Origin of the sequence: Citrobacter sp. wls829, assembly GCF_005280825.1 — a bacterium.
GTDB classification, from domain to species: Bacteria; Pseudomonadota; Gammaproteobacteria; order Enterobacterales; family Enterobacteriaceae; genus Citrobacter; species Citrobacter gillenii.
Map to the genome: position 1 here is coordinate 129208 of NZ_SZWP01000104.1, position 17902 is coordinate 147109.

19 protein-coding genes are annotated in these 17902 nt (G+C 53.7%); 9 read left to right on the forward strand and 10 right to left on the reverse strand.

Going from position 1 to position 17902, the window contains the following annotated elements; translation table 11 throughout:
- Positions 1–322: 322 nt before the first annotated feature.
- The 3 genes from treC to treR form a co-directional block, all read right to left on the reverse strand.
- Positions 323–1975, reverse strand: a complete 1653-nt coding sequence (gene treC, locus FDW88_RS20700) for an alpha,alpha-phosphotrehalase (RefSeq protein WP_137363264.1) — start codon at positions 1973–1975, stop codon at positions 323–325.
- Positions 1976–2024: 49 nt separating this feature from the next.
- The gene (gene treB / locus FDW88_RS20705) at positions 2025–3443 is read right to left on the reverse strand and encodes a PTS trehalose transporter subunit IIBC (protein WP_161959012.1); all 1419 of its coding nucleotides are present in this window, start codon (positions 3441–3443) and stop codon (positions 2025–2027) included.
- A 157-nt stretch (positions 3444–3600) separates the two neighbouring features.
- Complete coding sequence (gene treR / locus FDW88_RS20710) at positions 3601–4548, reverse strand: trehalose operon repressor TreR (RefSeq protein WP_137363265.1); 948 nt, start codon at positions 4546–4548, stop codon at positions 3601–3603.
- A gap of 190 nt (positions 4549–4738) precedes the next feature.
- On the opposite strand from treR, the gene mgtL reads away from it, so the two are divergent.
- The 5 genes from mgtL (at position 4739) to FDW88_RS20730 (ending at position 10889) form a co-directional block, all read left to right on the forward strand.
- Complete coding sequence (mgtL, locus tag FDW88_RS22880) at positions 4739–4792, forward strand: mgtA regulatory leader peptide MgtL (protein WP_223240171.1); 54 nt, start codon at positions 4739–4741, stop codon at positions 4790–4792.
- 143 nt (positions 4793–4935) lie between these two features.
- Complete coding sequence (gene mgtA, locus FDW88_RS20715; protein WP_137363266.1) at positions 4936–7644, forward strand: magnesium-translocating P-type ATPase; 2709 nt, start codon at positions 4936–4938, stop codon at positions 7642–7644.
- Positions 7645–8022: 378 nt separating this feature from the next.
- Complete coding sequence (locus FDW88_RS20720) at positions 8023–9000, forward strand: TRAP transporter substrate-binding protein (protein WP_096758508.1); 978 nt, start codon at positions 8023–8025, stop codon at positions 8998–9000.
- 62 nt (positions 9001–9062) lie between these two features.
- The gene (locus FDW88_RS20725) at positions 9063–9572 is read left to right on the forward strand and encodes a TRAP transporter small permease (protein WP_096758507.1); all 510 of its coding nucleotides are present in this window, start codon (positions 9063–9065) and stop codon (positions 9570–9572) included.
- A 30-nt stretch (positions 9573–9602) separates the two neighbouring features.
- On the forward strand, positions 9603–10889 hold the full coding sequence (locus FDW88_RS20730) for a TRAP transporter large permease (protein WP_006686394.1): 1287 nt from the start codon (positions 9603–9605) through the stop codon (positions 10887–10889).
- A 91-nt stretch (positions 10890–10980) separates the two neighbouring features.
- On the opposite strand, the gene ridA is transcribed toward FDW88_RS20730, so the two are convergent.
- From ridA to pyrL, 4 genes are all read right to left on the reverse strand, one after another.
- Entirely contained in the window at positions 10981–11367 is a 387-nt protein-coding gene (gene ridA, locus FDW88_RS20735; RefSeq protein WP_006686395.1) for a 2-iminobutanoate/2-iminopropanoate deaminase, read from the reverse strand.
- Between the two features lie 76 nt (positions 11368–11443).
- Positions 11444–11905 carry an aspartate carbamoyltransferase regulatory subunit gene (gene pyrI / locus FDW88_RS20740; RefSeq protein ID WP_003025816.1) on the reverse strand — a complete coding sequence of 154 codons (462 nt, stop codon included), beginning with the start codon at positions 11903–11905 and terminating at the stop codon, positions 11444–11446.
- A gap of 12 nt (positions 11906–11917) precedes the next feature.
- Positions 11918–12853 carry an aspartate carbamoyltransferase gene (gene pyrB / locus FDW88_RS20745; RefSeq protein WP_137363267.1) on the reverse strand — a complete coding sequence of 312 codons (936 nt, stop codon included), beginning with the start codon at positions 12851–12853 and terminating at the stop codon, positions 11918–11920.
- Positions 12854–12855: 2 nt separating this feature from the next.
- A complete protein-coding gene (pyrL, locus tag FDW88_RS20750) occupies positions 12856–12990 on the reverse strand; it encodes a pyr operon leader peptide (RefSeq protein ID WP_137363268.1) in 135 nt (44 codons plus the stop codon).
- Positions 12991–13229: 239 nt separating this feature from the next.
- Here pyrL and FDW88_RS20755 point away from each other — a divergent pair, with 239 nt between their 5' ends.
- Entirely contained in the window at positions 13230–13682 is a 453-nt protein-coding gene (locus tag FDW88_RS20755; RefSeq protein ID WP_117342398.1) for a YhcH/YjgK/YiaL family protein, read from the forward strand.
- Positions 13683–13799: 117 nt separating this feature from the next.
- Here the strand turns inward: FDW88_RS20755 and argF are convergent, their stop codons facing one another.
- Together argF and FDW88_RS22885 are read right to left on the reverse strand one after the other, a co-directional pair.
- The gene (gene argF, locus FDW88_RS20760; protein ID WP_096758496.1) at positions 13800–14804 is read right to left on the reverse strand and encodes an ornithine carbamoyltransferase; all 1005 of its coding nucleotides are present in this window, start codon (positions 14802–14804) and stop codon (positions 13800–13802) included.
- Positions 14774–14869, reverse strand: a complete 96-nt coding sequence (locus FDW88_RS22885; RefSeq protein ID WP_371414759.1) for a hypothetical protein — start codon at positions 14867–14869, stop codon at positions 14774–14776. The genes argF and FDW88_RS22885 overlap by 31 nt, the downstream gene beginning before the upstream one ends.
- 99 nt (positions 14870–14968) lie before the next feature.
- Here FDW88_RS22885 and rraB point away from each other — a divergent pair, with 99 nt between their 5' ends.
- The 3 genes from rraB to FDW88_RS20775 all read left to right on the forward strand — a co-directional run bounded on the left by rraB (position 14969) and on the right by FDW88_RS20775 (position 17189).
- Entirely contained in the window at positions 14969–15400 is a 432-nt protein-coding gene (gene rraB / locus FDW88_RS20765) for a ribonuclease E inhibitor RraB (protein WP_117342397.1), read from the forward strand.
- A 51-nt stretch (positions 15401–15451) separates the two neighbouring features.
- Positions 15452–16210, forward strand: a complete 759-nt coding sequence (gene miaE / locus FDW88_RS20770) for a tRNA isopentenyl-2-thiomethyl-A-37 hydroxylase MiaE (protein WP_137363269.1) — start codon at positions 15452–15454, stop codon at positions 16208–16210.
- A 148-nt stretch (positions 16211–16358) separates the two neighbouring features.
- A complete protein-coding gene (locus FDW88_RS20775; RefSeq protein WP_137363270.1) occupies positions 16359–17189 on the forward strand; it encodes a topoisomerase II in 831 nt (276 codons plus the stop codon).
- 25 nt (positions 17190–17214) lie between these two features.
- Here the strand turns inward: FDW88_RS20775 and FDW88_RS20780 are convergent, their stop codons facing one another.
- On the reverse strand, positions 17215–17718 hold the full coding sequence (locus FDW88_RS20780) for a GNAT family N-acetyltransferase (protein WP_115259564.1): 504 nt from the start codon (positions 17716–17718) through the stop codon (positions 17215–17217).
- Positions 17719–17902 lie beyond the last annotated feature (184 nt).

Genomic DNA, 17902 nt, shown 5'->3' on the forward strand with positions numbered 1-17902 from the left:
CCGTAATTCAGACCCCATTTATCCACATTTCCACCGCTACCGAGGGAAATGGCGTTGTAGCAATTGTAGTCGATTAATACAACATATTGGGTCGGCGTGCATTTTAAGTTCTATATGTAGTGATTTGCATCAAGGATGTTTGCGATTTTATTGATGTAGCTCAAAGTAAAAACCAGAGCGTACAGATGACGGGCAGTACAGCGATTGTAAATTGCCCGTAGAAAATTCTGATTAATTATTCAGCAAAAACAGACGGGTAAGTTGAGCGTATGCCGTGAAGCCCGGCAGCGCTATACGCGCCGGGCTTGATGCCAATTGCAAGCTATTTTTGCACCCACCAGATAGCTTCAAAAGGACGTAGCGTCATCGCGCCGGGCTGGTGGGCGACCTCGTCATAGTTGTGCATCAACACCTGCCAGTTGTCGCGAGTGTTCGCCGGTTGCCAGGGCTGGAAGGCGTTGCTCAGATTAGCAACGACCAGCAGCCGTTGTCCCTGCCATTCGCGCTGATAGCACCAGACATGCGGACTGTCCGGCAACAGATCCTGATAATCGCCCCAGGTGAGAATCGGTTCTGTTTTGCGTAAGGCAATCAGCTTCTGATAGGTGTAAAACACCGAATCGGAATCCCTTAGCGCGGCAGCAACGTTGATCTCCGCCGCGTTGTCGCACAGGTTGATCCACGGCTCCCCCTGGGTAAAGCCCGCGTGTTGGCTTCCGTCCCACTGCATCGGCGTGCGGCTGTTATCGCGGGATTTACTGGCGAGGATCGCCAACAGCTCGTCGGCATCACGCCCGCTAGCATTCAGCTCGGCAAACATGTTATGGCTTTCGACGTCGCGATAATCGGTAATCTGGCGAAAATGTGGGTTGGTCATGCCAATTTCTTCGCCCTGATAGATATAAGGCGTGCCCTGCATCCCGTGCAGCACCATCGCCAGCATTTTGGCGGCCGGCACGCGGTATTGTCCTTCATCGCCAAAGCGTGAAACGATGCGCGGCTGATCGTGATTACACCAGAACAGCGCGTTCCACGCGACGTTGTGCATCCCCTGCTGCCATTGGCGGAACAGGGTTTTCAGCGCCACGTAATCCGGTTTGGCTAACGACCACTTCTCACCATTCGGGTAATCGACTTTCAGGTGGTGGAAGTTAAAGGTCATCGACAATTCGCTGCCGTCCAGTGCGGCGTATTGCTGGCAATGTTCGAGCGTGGTGGAGGACATTTCACCCACTGTCATCAGGCTGCGTGGGGTGAAGACATCGCGGTTCATCTCGCGTAAGAATTCATGCACGCGCGGACCATCGGTGTAAAAACGGCGGCCATCACCGTCAGGATCGCTCGGGAAGTCCTGATCCTTGGAGATCAGATTCACCACGTCGAGGCGCAGTCCGTCTACGCCGCGATCGGCCCAGAACTCACACACTTTTTTCAGCTCGGCGCGAACCGCCGGATTTTCCCAGTTCAGGTCGGCCTGTTCCGGGGCAAAGAGGTGTAGATAATACTGTTCGCTTGCGGCGTGCCAGTCCCAGGCGTTGCCGCCAAATTTGGAGCGCCAGTTGTTCGGGCAGGCCTCAGGCGTACCGTCACGCCAGATATAGAACTGACGATACGGACTGTCTTTATCCAGCGCTTCACGAAACCAGGCGTGCTGCGTCGATGTATGGTTAAACACCATATCAAGAATAATGCGTATGCCGCGCGCTTTTGCCTGCGCCACCAGTTCGTCGAAGTCATCCAGTGTGCCGTAGGCCGGGTCAACGGAGATATAATCTGCAACGTCGTAGCCGTTATCAACCTGTGGCGAAATGTAGAACGGCGTCAACCATATCGCATCAACGCCCAGCGTTTGCAGATAGTCGAGACGCTGCGTAACGCCGCGCAAATCGCCGGTGCCGCTGCCGGTGGTGTCCTGAAAACTCTTGGGGTAAATCTGATAGATAACGCCGTGTTGCCACCAGTGTGGAATAGTCATTGTGGTTTCCTGCAAATGCGGAGGAGTGCAATGGCACCCCAAAAAAGAGTCAGACAATTTGTAACGTGCCCTGACGGTATTTACGCTGGTAGACGAACGAGGTCAGTACCATCGGGATAACAATCGCGATGACCATCGCCAGGCCAAATACCTGCCAGTAAGTCGGCTGGATGGAGAGGATGCCAGGTATACCGCCGACGCCAATCCCGTTCGCCATCACGCCGTTCAGGCCGCACAGCAGACCGGCGAGGCCGGAACCGATCATTGCGCACAGCATCGGGAAGCGGTATTTCAGGTTGATGCCGTACATTGCCGGTTCGGTCACGCCGAGCCAGGCGGAGATAGCGGCAGGTACCGAGATTTCACGTTCGTTTTGCTTGCGGCTGGCGATGATAATCCCTATTACCGCCGAGCCCTGGGCGATATTTGACAGTGCAATCAGCGGCCACACCGGCGTGCCGCCCATGCTTTGGATCATCTGCATATCAATGGCCAGCGTAGTTTGATGCACGCCGGTGATCACCAGCGGGGCGTACAGGAAGCCAAACAGCGCTGCGCCAATCGGGGCAAAGCTGCCGGTCATCAGATGACGCACGGCAAAGGCGACGCCATCGCCAATCCAGCGACCAAACGGACCAATAAACGCGTGGGCGAGGAACACCGCGAGGATCAGCGAGCACACCGGGACGATCACCAGATACAGGTAATCCGGGACGAGGCGTTTCAGGCGCGTTTCAATCAATCCCAGCGCCAGACCTGCCAACAGAGCAGGAATAACCTGCGCCTGGTAGCCGACTTTTTCGATCGTAAACAGGCCGAAGTTCCACACTTCCGGCACCTGCTGGCCCAGCAAATAGGCGTTCATCAGCTGCGGTGAAACCAGCGTGACGCCCAGCACGATGCCGAGGATCGGCGTGCCACCCATTTTCTTCACCGCTGACCAGCAGATGCCGACCGGCAGATAGAAAAAGATCGCTTCCCCGATCAACCACAGGAAGTCATAGAGGGTTTTCAGCGACGGGTACATCTGCGCCAGCGTCTGACCGTTGCTCATCGGCAGATCGCCGATCACATTGCGAAAACCTAAGATCAGGCCGCCGCTGATCAGCGCGGGCAGCAGGGGGAAGAAGATCTCCGCGAAGTGCGAGATCAGCTGCTCGTGCCATTTCATGTTCTGTCGCGCGGCTTTTTTCGCCTGCTCTTTGTCGGCACTGGCCTGTCCGGTGGTGGCCAGCAGCGCTTTGTAGTAGTCGCCCACCTCGGTGCCAATCACCACCTGAAACTGCCCGGCGTTGGTGAAGCAGCCTTTGACCATCGGCAGCTGCTCGATCTCTTTCGGTCTGGCATTCGCGGGCTGATTCAGCACAAAACGCAGGCGCGTGATGCAATGACTCACCGTGGCGATATTGTCGCGCCCGCCAACCAGCTCTACCAGCCGGTCGATGTCTGCTTGTTTTACTTTGCTCATGATGAAGTGTCTTCCCCGTAGGCCGGATAAGAGGCGTTAGCGTCGCCATCCGGCAACGTTCTTGTTGTTGGCGCAAGAGTATATCTTCGCTGGATATTTAAAAATGGGAACGTTCCCGAAACGCAGCGAAGATCACAAATTAGCGCTCAGAAAGCGATCAGGAAAGGGTGGCGGGAATGACGATCTGTCGGGGTTCGCTGCGGCCGTTGATCTGCTCGATCAACTGCAACGCCGCCTGCCGCCCGGCTTCGGCGTAACCGGGATCGACGGTGACGATCTCCGGATGGAGGAATTTCATCAGCGGTGTGCTGCCCACGCTCGCCAGCTGCAGATGTTCAATGCGCTGCTCCTGCAAATATTTGCTGACCCCAAGAGCCAGAGTATCCGTGGCGCACACTAAGGCGGTGGTCTCTGGGGTAATGACATCGGCAGCGTGTTCGTAGCCCTGCTTCATGGCGAGACCCGGCAGGGCCGCAACAGGATGCAGTTGATGTTTTTTACAGAAGGCCAGGTAGGCGGCATGACGCCGTTGACCGGTGGTGACGTCGCTGTGGGGAACGCCAAGAAAACTAATATGGCGGTGTTGGCGATCGTATAAACACTGCATCAGGGTATGGATTGCGCCTTCATCGTCATAACAGACCGAGGCAAAACCGTTAGCATCCCTTGCCAGCAGCACCAGGGAGTCCTGCCAGGAGGCGATCATCGCTTCGGTAATACCGGTAAAACCGAACAGCACCACGCCGTCAATGTTGCGGCGTCGGAGCATACCCAGGTGTTCTTCCACCAGCTCCGGCGAGAACTGGCTTTCCATCATAATCGGGTCGTAGCCCTGCTCATAGAAGACGGGCAGCATGGTCTGCACGGCCAGATTCTCGGAAAGCGAATCCAGTCGCGTGACGATAATCGCCACCACTTTGTCACTTTGCCCACGCATGGCACGGGCAGAGCGGGAAGGGGAAAAACCGTGCTGATTCATCACCGCTTCAACGCGTTCGCGGGTGCGCTCACTGACGCCGCTTTCATTGTTGAGGACGCGGGAAACGGTTGATTTTCCCACACCGCTTAAGCGGGCGATGTCTTTAATGGTCAGCCGATTTTGCATCCTGTATTCCCGTGTCGCGTGTGAAGTTATGCCAAAAGAGAATAACTTTACTCATGCTCAGCGCAATGGGCAAAGTCTGGTATACGTTTGGTTTAGTTTCTGTGCTTTATCATACCGCCATAATTGCCACGAACCTTATAGATTTATCCCTATAATGCGCGGGGCAAATCATTCACTTACCGGAGGCTGTATGGATCCCGATCCCACCCCTCTCCCGAAACGGAGAAAAACCCCTTTCCGGTAAGCCTGCTTTCACTGTCTTACCGGAAACGTAAGACAGTGACGTTCTGACGTCCCTGTTGTGATTTTATGATTGCCATCAGGCAAGGCTTTGCCACGCCTGAAGGATTCACTGCGCCTGTTGATACCCGCGCAGAGGGACTGCCTATGTTAAAAAATATCACCCGCCAGCTGTTTGCCCGGCTGAACCGCCATTTACCGCATCGTCTGGTGCATCGTGATCCGCTGCCGAACGCCCAGACCGTTGCCAGCACGCCCATTCCGCCTTCTCTGAGTGAACATTGCCTGAAGATGGCGCTGATGAACGAAGAGACGCTGTGGAAAACCTTTAATACCCACCCTGAAGGCTTGAACGCCGCGGAAGTGGAAAGCGCCCGTGAGCAGCATGGCGAAAACCAGCTGCCGGCGCAGAAACCGTCGCCGTGGTGGGTACATCTGTGGGTCTGTTACCGCAACCCGTTTAATATTCTGCTCACCATTCTGGGCGGGATTTCCTATGCCACCGAGGATCTGTTTGCCGCAGGCGTGATTGCCCTGATGGTGATTATCTCGACGCTGCTGAACTTTGTGCAGGAGGCGCGCTCCACCAAAGCGGCGGATGCGCTAAAAGCGATGGTCAGCAACACCGCCACGGTCCTGAGGGTGATTAACGAGACCGGCGAAAACGGTTGGGTTGAACTGCCTATCGATCAGCTCGTGCCCGGTGACATTATCAAGCTGGCGGCGGGGGATATGATCCCGGCGGATTTACGTATCGTTCAGGCGCGCGATCTGTTTGTCGCGCAGGCCTCGCTGACCGGTGAGTCACTGCCGGTTGAGAAGGTGGCGACCAGCCGTGACCCGCAGCAAAGCAACCCGCTGGAGTGCGATACCCTGTGCTTTATGGGCACCAACGTGGTGAGCGGTACGGCGCAGGCGATCGTCATTTCTACCGGGGCGAACACCTGGTTTGGACAGCTGGCGGGTCGCGTGACCGAGCAGGATAGCGAGCAGAATGCATTCCAGAAAGGGATCAGCCGCGTCAGCATGCTGCTGATCCGCTTTATGCTGGTGATGGCGCCAATTGTGCTGATTATCAACGGTTACACCAAAGGCGACTGGTGGGAAGCGGCGCTGTTTGCCCTGTCCGTGGCAGTAGGCTTAACGCCAGAAATGCTGCCGATGATCGTCACCTCAACGCTGGCGCGCGGGGCGGTGAAGCTGTCAAAACAAAAAGTTATCGTTAAGCACCTCGACGCCATCCAGAACTTTGGTGCGATGGATATTCTGTGTACCGATAAAACCGGTACGCTGACCCAGGATAAAATTGTGCTGGAGAATCATACCGATATCTCCGGTAAACCCAGCGAGCACGTTCTGCATTCTGCGTGGCTGAACAGCCATTATCAGACCGGGCTGAAGAACCTGCTGGATACGGCGGTGCTGGACGGTGTGGATGAAGAATCGGCGCGTCAACTCTCGACCCGCTGGCAGAAAATCGATGAGATCCCGTTTGATTTCGAACGCCGCCGCATGTCGGTGGTGGTGGCAGAAGTGGGCGATGTTCACCAGTTAGTGTGCAAAGGCGCGCTGCAGGAGATCCTCAACGTCTGTACCCAGGTGCGCCACAACGGTGAAATTGTTCCGCTGGACGACAACATGCTGCGTCGGGTGAAGCGCGTGACCGACACGCTGAACCGTCAGGGGCTACGCGTGGTGGCAGTGGCAACCAAATACCTGCCCGCGCGTGAAGGGGACTACCAGCGTATTGATGAGTCCGATCTGATCCTCGAAGGGTACATCGCATTCCTCGATCCACCGAAAGAGACTACCGCCCCGGCGCTGAAGGCGCTGAAGGCCAGCGGCATTACGGTAAAAATCCTCACCGGTGACAGCGAACTGGTGGCGGCAAAAGTGTGTCATGAAGTCGGTCTGGACGCGGGTGAGGTGGTGATTGGTAGCCACATTGAAGGGTTGAGCGACGACGAGCTGGCCCGGCTTGCCCAGCGCACCACGCTGTTTGCCCGCCTGACGCCAATGCACAAAGAACGCATAGTAACCCTGCTCAAACGCGAAGGCCACGTGGTCGGCTTTATGGGCGATGGCATCAACGATGCCCCGGCGCTGCGCGCGGCGGACATTGGTATCTCCGTCGATGGTGCGGTCGATATTGCCCGTGAAGCGGCGGATATCATCCTGCTGGAAAAGAGCCTGATGGTGCTGGAAGAAGGGGTGATCGAAGGGCGTCGAACCTTCTCGAACATGCTGAAGTACATCAAAATGACGGCCAGCTCCAACTTTGGTAACGTCTTTAGCGTGCTGGTGGCGAGCGCATTTCTGCCGTTCCTGCCAATGCTACCGTTGCACTTACTGATCCAGAACCTGCTGTACGATGTATCCCAGGTGGCAATTCCGTTTGATAACGTCGATGAAGAGCAGATCAAAAAACCACAGCGCTGGAATCCCGCCGAACTGGGGCGCTTTATGCTGTTCTTTGGACCGATTAGCTCGATCTTCGACATTCTGACCTTTTGCCTGATGTGGTTTGTCTTCCATGCCAATACGCCAGAGCATCAGACGTTATTCCAGTCGGGCTGGTTTGTGGTGGGGCTGCTATCACAAACGCTGATTGTGCATATGATCCGTACCCGCCGCGTACCGTTTATCCAGAGCCGCGCCGCATGGCCGCTGATGCTGATGACGCTGGTGGTGATGGTGGTGGGGATTGCGCTGCCATTCTCCCCGCTGGCGAGCTACCTGCAATTGCAGGCATTGCCGCTGAGCTACTTCCCGTGGCTGATTGCGATTCTGGCGGGTTACATGACGTTGACCCAATTAGTGAAAGGTTTTTATAGCCGCCGTTACGGCTGGCAATAACCGTTTCGTTTCTCTGCCGAATGGTGCGGGTACAGCCATTCGGCATTTTTCTTTTTCATTCGAAGATATTCCCTCGCAATATTTGTGTTTTAATTTTATTGAAATACTAACGGGGTAAAGTATTAACATATCCCGTTCTCGCCTTTTGTTTTTTCTCAATAAAACGATCTCCGTTGCAAAAATGAAACAGTGTGCTAAAAATTATTAGTATTGACGTTTTTTTGTGAAGGCAGTCATCGAAATAAATTGTTACACCAGCTAGTCTGCGCAGGTAACGTCGTTAAAAAAGTTTCTCGCTGCCCATTTTTAATTCCGGCAGTCATTTGCTCTGCATACCATTTCTATTAATGGAAATTATGAACTTCTGGAGAAGGACAAATGAAACTGACAAAAAACCTGTTAAGCCTGTGTATTGGCGCGTCAGTCTTGCTGGCCAGTCATACCACGTTAGCCCAAACCTTCCGTGCCGCCGATGTGCATCCGGCTGATTACCCGAACGTTGTTGCCGTGAAGCACATGGGGGAAAAACTCAGTGCGGCGACCGACGGGCGTCTGGAGATTAAAACCTTTCCCGGTGGCGTATTAGGCGATGAGAAACAGATGATTGAGCAGGCGCAATTAGGCGCCATCGATATTATTCGCGTCTCAATGACCCCAGTTGCCGCCATACTCCCTGAAATTAACGTCTTTACCCTGCCGTATATTTTCCGCGATGAAGACCATATGCATAAGGTGCTGGACGGGATGATTGGCCAGGAGATTGGCGACCGTCTGACCGCAAACAGTAAATCACGACTGGTATTCCTTGGTTGGATGGATGCAGGTACGCGCAACCTGATCACTAAAAATCCGGTTATCAAGCCAGAAGATTTACATGGGATGAAAATCCGCGTGCAGGCCAGCCCAATCGCGCTGGATACCTTAAAAGCGATGGGCGCGAACTCCATTGTGATGGGGGTCAGCGAAGTGTTTAGCGGCATGCAGACCGGCGTAATTGATGGCACGGAAAATAACCCGCCAACGTTTGTGGCGCACAACTATTTACCGGTGGTTAAAAACTACACCTGGAGCAAACATTTTATTATTCCTGAGCTATTCCTGTTCTCGAAAACGAAATGGGATAAATTGAAAAAAGAAGATCAGGATCTCATTATTAAGCTCGCGAAAGAAGCGCAGGTAGAACAGCGTAAATTGTGGGAAGCCTATAATGCGAAATCACTGGAAACTATGAAAGCCAATGGTGTTCAGTTCCATGATATTGATACTGATGTTTTCTATAAAGCCACGCAGTCGGTAAGGGATAATTACGGTAAAGATCACCAAGATTTGATCAAACGTATTCAGGATGTGAAGTAGTTCATCAGGCGGATGGCATTCACCATCTGCCTGAGTCTTTTGATTAATTCGAGGTGATGATTATGGGTGAATGCTATTCATCGGTAATGGATTTTTTTTACCGGGTCTCAATGTGGATTGCCGGGATGGCATTATTAGTGATGGTCGCCATCATCCCAATTGGGATATTTGCACGATATGTTCTGAACAATGCCCTGTCATGGCCTGAGCCTGTCGCTATTCTCTGTATGGTGACATTCACCTTTATTGGCGCCGCGGTGAGTTATCGCGCAGGTTCGCATATCGCGGTAAGCATGGTGACCGATCGTTTGGGTGAAACCGCCCGCCGTTACTGCTCTCTTATCGCCGATATTATGCTGACGGCGATTAGCCTGTTTATTCTCTGGTACGGCACCACGCTGTGTCTTGAACTGTGGGAACAACCCGTTGCGGAATTCCCGCTGTTAAGCGCCGGGCAAAACTACCTGCCGTTACCGATTGGCTCTGCCATCACGCTGCTTTTTATTGTTGAGAAGATCTGCCGTGGTCCGCAGTACCAACGTCCTGTTGTCATGCTGGGTTCGACCAGCTAGTTACCGCCCCCATTTCAGAAAGGAAAGCAGATGGATGCATTTATTCTCGTCTTTACGCTCGGCATTATGCTGGCGATTGGGGTACCGGTAGCGTACGCGGTGGGTATTAGCGCGATCATTGGCGCCTGGTACATTGATATTCCACTGGAAGCGGTAATGATCCAACTGACCAGTGGGGTGAATAAATTTTCATTGCTGGCGATCCCGTTCTTTATTCTGGCCGGAGCGATTATGGCCGAAGGCGGGATTGCGCGTCGGCTGGTGAATTTTGCCTACATATTCGTGGGCTTTATTCGCGGCGGACTGTCGCTGGTGAATATTGTGGCCTCCACCTTTTTTGGTGCGATTTCCGGATCGTCCGTAGCCGACACCGCCTCTATTGGTTCGGTGATGATCCCGGAGATGGACAAAAAAGGCTACCCGCGTGACTTTGCGGCGGCGGTGACCGCCAGCGGATCGGTACAGGCGATCCTGACGCCCCCCAGCCATAACTCGGTGATTTACTCGCTGGCGACCGGCGGTACGGTGTCTATTGCCGCGCTGTTCATTGCCGGCATCTTACCGGGTCTGCTGTTGAGCTTTAGCCTGATGGTGATGTGCGTAGCGTTTGCGCACAAACGCGGTTATCCAAAAGGGGAGCGCGTACCGTTTCGCCAGGCGTTGAAGATTTTTGTCGACACGCTGTGGGGCCTGATGACGGTGGTGATCATTATGGGAGGGATCCTCTCGGGTATCTTCACCGCGACGGAATCCGCGGCGATCGCCTGCCTGTGGGCCTTCTTTGTCACCATGTTTATCTATCGTGACTACAAATGGTCTGAGCTGCCGAAGCTGATGTTCCGCACGGTGAAAACGGTCACTATCGTGATGATCCTGATCGGCTTTGCCGCCGCCTTCGGCGCGGTAATGACCTATATGCAGCTGCCGATGCGTATCACCGAAGCCTTTACCAGCATCTCGGATAACAAATACGTCATTCTGATGTGCATTAACATCATGCTGCTGCTGATCGGTACGCTAATGGACATGGCGCCGCTGATCCTGATCCTGACTCCGGTCCTGCTGCCGGTGACCAACGCGTTGGGTATCGATCCGGTGCATTTTGGCATGATCATGCTGGTGAACTTAGGGATTGGCCTGATTACGCCGCCGGTAGGATCGGTGCTGTTTGTCGCCAGTGCGGTGAGTAAGCAGAAGATTGAGCAGGTGGTGAAGGCGATGCTGCCGTTCTATGCGGTGCTGTTCCTGGTGCTGATGTTGGTGACGTATATTCCGGCGATTTCGTTGTTCCTGCCGAAACTGTTTGGTGTAATGTGATAAATGCCCGGTGGCGCTCGCGCTTACCGGGCCTGCAAACTACGCTTCCCCAGGTCGGATAAGGCTAAGCCGCCATCCGGCACAAGAAGGTTTAGCGACGAACGGCGATCGCTTCAATCTCGATTTTCACGTCTTTTGGCAGACGGGCCACTTCCACGCAAGAGCGTGCCGGGAAGGTCGCGTTGTGCTCGGTGAAGAACGCTTCGTAGGTGGCGTTGACGGTGGCGAAATCGTTCAGGTCTTTAACGAAGACCGTAGTTTTTACGATGTCGCCTACTTTCAGGCCTGCTGCTTCTACGATAGCTTTAACGTTTTCCAGCGACTGACGCGCCTGAGCGGACACGTCTTCCGATACGGCACCGGTTTTTGGGTCAACCGGGATCTGACCGGAAGTGATTACCATGCTACCCAGATCAACACCCTGAACGTATGGGCCGATTGCTGCTGGTGCATTTTCCGTCGCGATAGTCTTGCTCATGATTTCTCCTGAATTACAGCGGTAATAGAATGTTCCCGCTCATTATAGGGAGCCGGGATCTCATAACCAACCCCAATTAGTTGGCCAGCACCACATAATGGGAAAACTCTTTTTCACAGTATTTGCATTTGAGTGCGATGTCATCGGCACGCTTTTTCACTGCAAAACTGGAGGAAACCGGCTCGGCATGACTGATACAGTTACTGTTCGGGCACACCAGCACGTTATCGATACGCTCAGGCAGGCTGGGACGTGATTTACCCACCACGTCATAGTCATCAATGCGGTTTACCGTGGCCTGCGGGGCGTACAGCGAGAGCTGGTTGACCTGCTCGTCGGTCAGGAAGGTATTTTCAATTTTGATCAGGTCTTTACGCCCCATCTCACCGGACGGCAGGTTCAGGCCGATGGTGATACGCTGATCGGTCTCTGTCAGTTTGAACAGCGTCAGCAGCTTAAAACCCACCTGTGCGGGAATATGGTCAATCACGGTGCCACGTTTGATGGCTTCAACCTGCAGTTTGTTATCGTGTGTCATCGTCATGTCCTCTTACAGTGCCAGTTCGCTATTCAGTACCAGTGCCAGTAACGCCTGGCGGGCGAAGATGCCGTTGCCTGCCTGCTGGAAATACCAGGCGTGTGGCGTCTTATCGACGTCGGGAGTGATCTCATCGATGCGCGGCAGCGGGTGCAGCACCTTCATGTTCTCTCTGGCACCTTCCAGGTCACTGGCGCGCAGAACGAACTGTGCTTTCACGTTGGCGTATTCGGACGGGTCCAGGCGTTCTTTTTGCACGCGGGTCATGTAGAGGATGTCTACGTCCGCCATCACTTCTTCAATCGTGCCGTGCAGGCTCCAGGCGATGCCTTTTTCATTCAGCATGTCCAGAATGTACTGCGGCATTGCCAGCGCATCCGGGGCGATAAAGTAGAAGCGGTTGCCTTCGAACTTCGCCAGCGCCTGAGTCAGAGAGTGAACGGTACGGCCATATTTCAGATCGCCCACCATCGCAATTTGCAGATTGTCCAGGCGACCCTGCGTTTCCTGAATAGTGAACAGGTCCAGTAGCGTCTGGGTCGGATGCTGGTTAGAGCCGTCTCCCGCGTTCAGTACCGGCACATTGCCGGAGAACTCCGTGGCCAGACGCGCGGCGCCTTCCTGCGGATGACGCATTACAATGGCGTCGACGTAGGTGCTGATTACGGAAATGGTGTCAGCCAGCGTTTCACCTTTTTTGCCCAGTGAGGTGTTGCTGCTGTCAGAGAATCCCACCACGCTGGCGCCCAGACGGTGCATCGAGGTTTCAAAAGATAAACGGGTGCGGGTTGAGGCTTCGAAGAAACAGCTGGCGATCACCTTATGCTTCAACAGCTCCGGCTGCGGGTGGGCTTTTAGTCTCGCCGCCGTCGCGAGTACCAGATTGAGGTCATCGCGGCTGAGGTCGTTTATGGAAATGATGTGTTTTTGATAGAGCGGGTTAGCCATGTTTATCTCCTGACGCCTGGGCAAAAAAAAAGCCCCTCAATTGAGGGGCTTAGAATGATGAGCAACGGGAAGAAAAACGGCAGGCCAGCGTTTTTTTTCAGACGCGGTAAGACAAAATGTCGTACACACTGAACCATAGATCCTCCCGGCAAATTGTCGGCGATTATACTCAGCTACGTTATAGGATCAAGCGAATAATGCACAAATTATTCATCGCAAACGATTCTCATGAATATTCATTCACCCAAGCCCGCGGGGACCGCCGCAGGCGATAAACATGCGTTGACGCAAAATATCGGTAAATAGCAGTGGTATGGCAGACGGATTTTTCGTATAACAACTAAAATGAAACAATGTTTTAATTAAGGGGTTTGAAATGATTATCGGCAATATTCATCACCTGGAAGCATGGCTGCCGGAAGAGCTGCGTCAGGCAATTGAACACATTAAAGCGCACGTGACGGACACAACCGAAAAAGGGAAACATGATATCGACGGTAACCGCCTGTTTTATCTGATCGCCGAAGATATGACCGAGCCGTTTGAGCAGCGTCGCGCCGAGTATCATGCCCGTTATCTGGATATTCAGATCCTGCTAAAAGGCCAGGAAGGGATGACCTTCAGTACGCTGCCTGCGGGCACGCCGGAAACCGACTGGCTGGCGGACAAAGATATCGCTTTCTTGCCGGAAGGGGCGGAAGAGAAGACGGTGGTGCTGAATGAAGGTGATTTTGTGGTGTTCTATCCGGGCGAAGTGCATAAGCCGCTGTGCGCGGTAGGTACGCCTGCGCTGGTGCGCAAAGCCGTGGTAAAAATGCTGGTCGAATAAGTGATTTTATGATGCCGGATGGCGACGCAATAGCGTCTTATCCGGCCTACGGGAGCACGGTTGTAGGCCGGATAAGATGCGTAGCATCGCCATTCGGCATTCTTTTCATCTACACGCTCACTTCGCTAATGTCGCCACCATCACCGCTTTAATGGTGTGCATGCGGTTTTCTGCCTGATCAAAGACAATACTGGCTGGTGACTCAAAGACCTCATCGGTTACTTCCATCCCACCGTGCAAACCGTATTCTTGCGCCATTTGTTTACCCAGCGTGGTTTGGTCATCATGAAATGCTGGCAGGCAGTGCAGGAATTTTACCTGCGGATTGCCGGTTAGCGCCATCATCGCGCTGTTGACCTGATAGTTACGCAGCAGGGCAATTCGTTCGGCCCACTTCTCTTTGGCTTCACCCATGGATACCCAGACGTCCGTATAAATGAAGTCCGCACCTTTCACGCCTGTCGCAATATCGTCGGTCAGGGTGATATTACCGCCGTTTTTCTGTGCCAGCGCTTTGCATTCGGCTACCAGGCTCTCTTCTGGCCAGCAAGCCGGTGGTGCCACCAGGCGCAGATCCAACCCAGTTAACGCGGCGGCTTCCAGCATTGAATTGCCCATGTTGTTACGGGCATCGCCGGTGTACACCAGCGTCATCTCATTAAACGCTTTGCCCGGCAGGTGTTCCTGCATGGTTAGCAGATCGGCCAGTAACTGGGTGGGGTGGAATTCGTTGGTCAATCCGTTCCATACCGGAACCCCGGCATATTCGGCCAGCGTCTCCACCACCTCCTGACCGTGGCCGCGATACTGGATACCGTCATACATGCGGCCCAGTACGCGGGCGGTGTCTTTTATCGACTCTTTATGGCCAATCTGGCTGCCGCTTGGCCCGAGATAGGTCACGCGCGCGCCCTGATCGTAAGCGGCAACTTCGAAAGAGCAACGAGTACGGGTCGAGTCTTTTTCGAAGATGAGCGCAATATTTTTACCGGTCAGCATAGCGACCTCTGTGCCGTTTTTCTTGTCCGCCTTGAGCCGGGCGGCGAGCTGCAGCAGTGACGTGAGTTCAGCAGAGGTAAAATCGAGCAGTTTCAAGAAGTGCTTCTGATAAAATGCAGACATGGTTCCCTCACATGGCTTAGGCCATTTATTGAATTAAAATTCAATTTATATGTATGTTTATTCATTTGCAACCTTGTTTAACAAATCTTTCCTGGAAAGGTGGAGGCAATGTCAGCGGTATGTGACAATAAGAGTATCGGCAGGACATTATGAGGATATGAGCCATGGCAAACCCGGAACACCTGGAAGAACAGCGTGAAGAAACACGCTTGATTATTGAAGAGTTACTTGAAGATGGTAGCGATCCTGACGCGCTGTATACCATTGAGCATCACCTTTCCGCGGATGACTTTGAAACCCTGGAAAAAGCAGCGGTAGAAGCCTTCAAGCTGGGTTATGAAGTCACCGAGCCGGAAGAGCTGGAAGTGGAAGAAGGCGACACGGTCATTTGCTGTGACATCCTCAGTGAATGTGCGCTGAACGCCGAGCTGATTGACACTCAGGTTGAACAACTGATGAACCTGGCTGAAAAATTTGACGTGGAATACGACGGATGGGGCACTTATTTTGAAGACCCTAACGGCGAAGAAGGTGAAGGTGAAGACGGCGACGATGACGATCTCGTCGACGAAGATGATGACGGCGTGCGTCACTAAGTCATCTGCTGACCTACGGCGGCGCATGCTGCCGTAGGGCAAGGACAACGTATGGATTACCCGCAAATACTCTCCCCGATTCTGGATTTCCTGCACTGCAAAACGCCCGAGGCCTGGCTTGATAAAGCGCGCGACCCGGCAAATTTTCCCCTGCTGCTGACTGACCATCTGGTCTGCGAGCTGAAAGCGGCGCAAACCGCGATGCTGCTGGTGCGTAAATATGTTGCGGATAAGCAGGGATCGCAGGCGATGCTGGAGTGGCTGAAACCCTATGAAGCCTTTGCCTTCCGGGAAGGGGAAGAGCCGGATTTCACCTTGCTGAACAAGCAGATCAGCAAAAGCATCATGCCCCAGACTGACGACCCGTGGGGGCGACAGCTTATCGACAGCATGGTGCTGCTGATCAAAGAAGAGCTACACCACTTCTGGCAAGTGCGTGAAGCGATGCTAAGCCGCCAAATTCCGTATATCAAAATGACCGCCAGTCGTTACGCCAAGGGCATGCTTAAAGAAGTCCGTACCCATGAGCCGTTAACGCTGATTGATAAGCTGATCTGCGGCGCCTACATTGAGGCGCGATCCTGCGAGCGTTTTGCCGCGCTGGCACCGTATCTGGATGATGAATTACAGGCGTTTTATCTGTCGCTGCTGCGCTCAGAGGCGCGCCATTATCAGGATTATCTGGCGTTGGCACAGCAGGCGGCCGACCATGACATCAGTGACCGGGTACGGTTTTTTGGTGAGGTGGAAGCATCCCTGATCTTATCACCGGACGATGAGTTTCGTTTTCATAGCGGCGTGCCAGCCTAGCTCCACTCTCTGGTACGGTGTCTCTCTTCCTCCTTCCTGGTAGCTAAAATCTGGTGGCTAGAAATCGATCGCACCTGCCGCAATAATCAAACCACTTGAAGGGGAAATATATCCCCGCCATATGCATTGATATGAAAAAGGATGGTGAATGAACTGGGCACACGTATTGTTGGCAGGCTATATCGGGGCGGTGATTGCGACCGTGGTGGGCGTCTGTCGTAAAAAGGGCTGGGTAGGTAAGGTCTCCGGTGCGGTGATTTTTGTCGTGGCGATTATCGGCTGGAATCTGTTTGATACGCACTATCTCATCCCGCGCGAAAGTCCGGACTATGGGCTGACTGAAACGCAGAAATTCGAGAAAGCAATGCTGGCAATGCCCGTCTATGAGGTCATTAAGGAGCAGGAACCCGCGCTATGGCAGACGATTCTCAACCAGGCGGTGGAGATGAAAACGGCGGGGAAAAGCGAGCAGCAGATTATTGACACCATACAGCCGCAGATCCTGACGTTCCAGATGGCGCGCTTACAGCAGGCACCCGATGCCAACGTGATTGCCTATATGCAGGTGAACCTCGCGCAAATTGACGCGATAGCGAAAGTAGGCGGTGACGAATGCTTTCGCTTCCTGTTCCCGGCGGTAAAGGGCGGTATCAACCCGGTACAGCTTATTCCACGTGAAATTATGAGTCGCCGTATGGCGAATGACATGATGATGCTGCAGGCGGCTTATGGCCCGGGAAAACATACAGTTACGGCGGAAGAAAAAGAGCTGGCGCTTCAGGATCTGCAAGCCATTAGTCCGGGACTGGTGCAGCGCTATGGGCCGGATATTCAAATCATGGCCGACCCGAATAAAGGCGTGGGTAAAGAGCAACTGGCTTGCGATATGGTTCAGGATCTGTGGACGCAGGTTCTCAAATTGCCGACCGCTCGCGCCGCCGGCGTGATTCGTCTGATGCTCTCAGCCGAAATGCAATAACGCAGTATTGCCCCTTTGCCTAACGTCAGAGGGGTTTTAGCATCCGCACTTCGCAATCTACATGCCCCGTGCAGCCCAGCGGCTCGGCAATATGCGCAAAGCCCAGACGTTCATAGAGGTGAATCGCCTCGGTCAGAAATTCGGTGGTTTCCAGATAGCACTGTTTAAATCCCTGCTCACGGGCGTGATCGAGAGCCATCAACGCCAGCTTTTTCGCCAGTCCCTGACCACGCACGCTCGGCAGAAAGTACATCTTCTGTAATTCGCAAATATCCGGCTCGCTACAGCCTAATGGCGCAACGCCACCGCCACCGACGACCTGCCCATTTTGTTCAACCACCCAATAGGCCGCACCCGGCTGGCTGTATACCTGGAATAACTCATCGAGATTAGGGTCAGCCACCGTGTAACCTTTATCAGCGGTCAAACCGTATTCGGCGGAGACCTGGCGGATCACGTGGGCAATGGCGGTGTTATCGTCGGCAGCAATGCGACGCAGCGTCGCCGAGACAGGTGTAATGACACTCATAGCGAACTCATGACGTAAAAGTGGGACATATGCAGTTAATACCACTGCGGAGAGGGAAAGCGCAAGCGAGGATAATTCAATAAAAAGCCTCTGGGCGAGTGCGTCAGAGGCTTTTATCGTCTGCGGTGTCGGATGCGCTACGCTTATCCGACCTACGATGACGGTGCCTGTTTGCCGGATAAGC